General features: G+C 71.2%; 1 protein-coding gene. It reads right to left on the bottom strand.

The window, feature by feature from the left end; genetic code table 11:
- On the bottom strand, positions 1 to 5,337 hold a 5,337-nt coding region (locus D7X12_RS38845), incomplete at both ends, for a non-ribosomal peptide synthetase (RefSeq protein ID WP_120630203.1).

Genomic DNA, 5,337 nt, shown 5'->3' with positions numbered 1-5,337 from the left:
GTGGCGTCAGGCGTGCGCGCCACCTGCTGGGCGACGAGGTCATGAATCAGGCCCCGGCTCAGCTTCGTGCCCGTGTCGTTCCACTCCACGAGCAGCGTGTGACGCTCGTCCGGCGTCAGCATCGGCAGCTCGGCGACCCGGGTGTCGGGGCTGGCCACCGCGGACTCCAGCAACACCTGGAGGTGCTTCACGAGCCGCTGGATCGTCTCTTCGCGGAAGAGGTCGGCGCTGTAGGTGATGGCGCCTTGCAGCCCGTCGGGTGACGTGGCGAAGGCGAACGTGAGGTCGAACTTCGCGGCGTGGTCCTCCACCTCCACGGGGTGGATGGACAGCGCTCCCTGCGTCGTGACGGGGCTCGGCGTCCGCGTGTTCTGGAGCAGGAGCATCGCCTGGAAGAGTGGCGTGCGGCTCAGGTCTCGCTGCGGGTGCAGCTCCTCCACGAGCTTCTCGAACGGGACGTCCTGGTGGGCCTGGGCTCCCAGGGTCGTCTCCTTCGCGCGGGCCAGCAGCTGACGGAACGTGGGCGCGTCGTCCAGGCGGGCGCGCAGCGCCAGCGTGTTCACGAAGAAGCCGATGAGGCCTTCGAGTTCCGCGAAGCGACGTCCCGCGATGGGCGTCCCGATGACGACGTCATCCTGGCCGGAGTAGCGCGCGAGCAGGGCCTGCGTGGAGGCGAGCAGGACCATGAAGAGCGTGGCTCCCTTCTCCTGGCCCAGAGACTCCAGCGCCTGGCTCACCGACACGGGCAGGCGGAAGTGGACGGCGCCACCTCTCGTGGACTGCACGGGCGGACGCGGGAAGTCGGTGGGCAGCTCCAGCGCGTGCGGCGCGCCCGTGAGCTGCTGCTTCCACCACGACACCTGGCGCGCCAGCACGTCGCCCTGCAACCACGAGCGCTGCCACACGGCGTAGTCGGCGTACTGGACGGGCAGCTCGGGCAGGGGCGAGGGCCGACCCTGACGGAAGGCCTCGTAGAGCGCGGACACCTCGCGCACCAGCACCCCGGTGGACCAACCGTCGGAGACCACGTGGTGCAGGTTGAGGAGCAGCACGTGCTGACGCTCGGAGAGCCGCAGCAGGCGGGCCCGCAGCAGCGGACCCCGGGCGAGGTTGAACGGCGTCCCGGCTTCTTCCTGGGCCAGGCGCCGGGCCTCGGTCTCCGCGGCTTCGTGCTGGCTCAGGTCCACCACCGGCAGCCGGAGGGGCGTGGCCGGATGGAGGTGCTGCACCGGCGCGCCGCCCTCTTCATGCAGGGTGGTGCGCAGGGCTTCGTGACGGCGCACCAGCTCCGTGAAGGCCTGCTCCAACGCGCTCACATCCAACGTCCCATCGAGCCGGAGCGCGGACGGGATGTTGTAGGCGGACCCTCCAGGCTGGAGCTGCTCGAGCAACCACAGCCGCTGCTGCGCGAAGGACAGGGGCAGGGATGCGCCCGTCCTCGGCGTGGCGACCAGGGCAGGCAGGGCCGTGGCGCTGCTGGCCTGCTCCACCCGCAGGGCGAGCTGCTCCAGGACCGGGGCCTCGAAGAGGGCGCGCAGCGGCAGCTCCACTCCGAAGGCGGAGCGGACGCGCGACACCACCTGCGTGGCCAGGAGCGAGTGGCCACCCAGTTCGAAGAAGTGGTCCTTGCGGCCGATGCGGTCCACCCGCAGCACTTCGGCCCACAATCCCGCGAGCCGCTTTTCCGTGGTCGTGTTCGGGGCGACGTAGTGCTCACCCCTCGCGGCGCGGGCCTCCGGCGCGGGGAGGGCCTTGCGGTCCACCTTGCCGTTGGGCGTGAGGGGGAACGTGGCCAGCGTGACGAACGCCGAGGGCACCATGTACTCGGGCAGCTTCTGCTGGAGGTGGGTGCGCAGCTCGCTTGCGTCGCACGGCGACTCCGGCACCACGTAGGCGACGAGGCGCTGATCTCCGGCGACATCCTCGCGGACCAGGACCGTGGCGCTCTGGATGGCGGGATGGCTCCGGAGCGCGACCTCGATCTCTCCCAGCTCGATGCGGAAGCCTCGCAGCTTCACCTGGAAGTCGATGCGGCCCAGGTACTCGAGCGTGCCGTCTTCCCTCCAACGGGCCTTGTCTCCCGTGCGGTACATGCGCGCACCGGGCTCGGTGCCGAAGGGGTTCGGGACGAAACGTTCGGCGGTGAGGTCCGGGCGGTCCAGGTAGCCCCGCGCGACGCCTGCTCCCGCGATGAAGAGCTCTCCGGGCACTCCCACGGGCGCCGGTTGCAGGGTCGCGTCCAGCACGTAGGTGCGCGTGTTGAGCAGCGGTCCTCCGAGCGTGGGCTGCGTCCCGCGCCGGACCGCGAAGGCGGTGGCGTCAACGGTGCACTCGGTGGGGCCGTAGACGTTGAAGGTGCGGGTGTGCTCGGCGGCGGCCAGCACGTTCCAGGTCGCCTCGTCGAGTGCTTCACCGCCGGGCACCAGCAGGGCAGGGGCGGCCTTGCCTTCCAGCAGGCCCGCCTGGATGAGCAGGCGCAGCAGGGACGGCGTGCAATCGATTGCATCCACCCGGTGATGCCGCTGCCACGCGACCATGGCCTCCGCGTCCTGACGCGTGGCCTCCGGGACGATGCACAGGCAGTGACCGTCGAGCAGCTGGACGAGCTGCTGGACGGAGGCGTCGAAGGCCAACGGCGCGTTGACGCTGACCCGCGTGCCGGTGGGCAGGCCCTGGTAGACGGTCCGCCGCAGGGCGCGGTGGAGGTTGATCACCGCGCCGTGCCGCACCATCACGCCCTTGGGCGTGCCCGTGGAGCCGGACGTGTAGATGACGTACGCGAGGTTTTCGGAGGTGGCGAGCGGCTCCGGATTGCTCGCGGGCAGCGATGCCCAGGGGGCTTCCTGTGCATCGATGCACACGACGGGCAGGCCCTCCGGCAGCCACGACGTGCTGAGGTGCTGCTGCGTGAGGAGCACCCGCGCCGCGCAGTCCTGGACCGCGAAGGCGCGGCGCTGCTCGGGCCACGAGGGATCCAGCGGGACGTAGGCGCCGCCTGCCTTCATCACACCGAGCAGGGCGACCACCATGTCCACCGAGCGCTCGAAGCAGAGCGCGACGCGGACTTCGGGTCCCACGCCCACGGAGCGCAGGTGTCGGGCGAGCTGGTTCGCTCGGGCGTTGAGCCGCGCGAACGAGAGCACCGTGCCCTCGTGGTTGACGGCGGGGGCGTCCGGGGTGAGGGCGGCTTGCTGCTCGAAGGCGGCGGGGAAGGTGGTGGTGGCCGGCTCCCCGGCGGTGTCGTTCCAGGCGTGGAGCAGCTGCTGGCGCTCGTCCGGCGTCAGCAGGGGCAGCTCGGAGAGGCGCTGGTCCGGGCGGGCGATGAGGCCCTCCAGCAGGACCTGGAAGTGGTTCGCCATGCGGCCCGCGGTGACCGGGGAGAACAGGTCGACGCTGTACTGGAGCGCGCCGATGAGTCCTTCCTGGGTCTCGCTCAGGTCGAGGGAGAGCTCGAACTTGGTGAGCCCCTCTTCGTCATCCCCGAGCGGATGCAGGGACAGCGAGGGCAGGGCCAGGGCCTGCACCGGCACGTTCTGCATCGCGAAGAACGCCTGGAAGAGCGCCGAGCGGCTCAGGTCCCGCTGGGACTGGAGCTCCTCGACGAGCTTCTCGAACGGGACGTCCTGGTGTTCGAAGGCTCCCAGGGTGGACTCGCGCACCTGGGCCAGCCACTCGCGGAAGGTGCTCGCGCCGTCCACGCGGGCGCGCAGCACCAGCGTGTTGACGAAGAAGCCGATGAGGTCTTCGGTCTCCGTGTGACGACGGCCTGCGATGGGCGTGCCGACGAGCAGATCGTCCTGGCCGCTGTAGCGGGACAGGAGGAGCTGCCAGGCGGAGAGGAGCACCATGAAGGACGTGGCGCCTTCACGCTGGGCCAGGGATTCGACGGCCCTGCTCAGCTCCTTCGACAGGCGCACCGGCACCCGGCCGCCCCGGTTGGAGAGCACCGGCGGACGGGGGAAGTCGGTGGGCAGCTCCAACTGCGTGGGGGCTCCCGCGAGCTGCTGCTTCCACCACGACACCTGCCGCTCCAGCACGTCGCCTTTCAGCCACTGGCGCTGCCACGCGGCGTAGTCGGCGTACTGCACGGGCAGCTCTCGCAAGGGCGAGGGGCGGCCCTGGCGGAAGGCCTCGTAGAGGGCGGCCAGCTCGCGGACCAGGACTCCGCTGGACCAACCGTCGGAGATGACGTGGTGCAGGTTGAGCAGCAGCACGTGCTGCCGTTCGGAGAGTCGCAGCAGGCTGGCTCGCAGCAGCGGTCCACGGGCGAGATCGAACGGGCGCCGCGCATCGTCGTGGGCGCGGCGGCGGGCCTCGGACTCGGGGGCCTCGTGCGTGCTCAGGTCGAGCGCGGGAAGGCGGAAGGGCGCGGGCGGGTGGATGTGCTGCACCGGCGTGCCGCCCTGGTCACCGAGCGTGGTGCGCAGGCTTTCGTGGCGGCGGACGACCTCCGTGAAGGCCTGCTCCAACGCGGCCTCGTCCAGCGCTCCCTCCAACCGGAGGGCGAACGGCATGTTGTAGGCGGACCCTCCGGGCTGGAGCTGATCCAGGAACCACAGGCGCTGCTGCGCGAAGGACAGGGGCAGCGGCTCGCCTGTCCGGGGCGTGGGCCGCAGTGCGGGCAGCGCGGCGCTCTGACCGGTCTGGTCGATGCGCTGGGCGAGCTGCTCCAGGACCGGGGCCTCGAAGAGGGCGCGCAGTGGCAGCTCCACGCCGAACGTGGCGCGGACGCGTGCGACCACCTGCGTGGCCAGGAGGGAGTGGCCTCCGAGTTCGAAGAAGTGATCCTCGCTGCCCACGCGCTCGACGCGGAGCACTTCGGCCCAGAGCGCGGCGAGCTGCTGCTCCGTGGGCGTGCGCGGGGCGACGTAGCGCTCACGCTGCGCGGTGCCTGCCTCGGGAGCAGGGAGGGCGTTGCGGTCGAGCTTGCCGTTGGGGGTGAGGGGGAAGGCTGCGAGGGGAACGAAGACGGCGGGCACCATGTACTCGGGCAGCTTCTGCAGGAGGTGGGCGCGCAGCTCGTTCGGGTTGGGGTTGGAGGCGACGACGTAGGCGACGAGCCGCGCGTCACCGGAGGGAGCGTCGCGGCGTGCGAGGACGAGGGCCTGCTGGACGGCGGGGTGCTGGCGCAGGGTGGCTTCGATTTCGCCCAGCTCGATGCGGAAGCCGCGCACCTTCACCATGAAGTCGGTGCGGCCCAGGTACTCCAGCTGGGCGTCCGCGCGACGGCGCACGAGGTCGCCGGTGCGGTACATGCGGGCGCCAGGGACGGGACTGAAGGGGTCCGGGATGAAGCGCTCGGCGGTGAGGTCGGCCCGGCCGAGGTAGCCGCGTGCG

Source organism: Corallococcus sicarius, assembly GCF_003611735.1.
In the GTDB taxonomy this organism is placed as follows: domain Bacteria; phylum Myxococcota; class Myxococcia; order Myxococcales; family Myxococcaceae; genus Corallococcus; species Corallococcus sicarius.
Note: the sequence above shows the minus strand (reverse complement) of the source record. Positions and strands in the feature narration are given on the sequence as shown.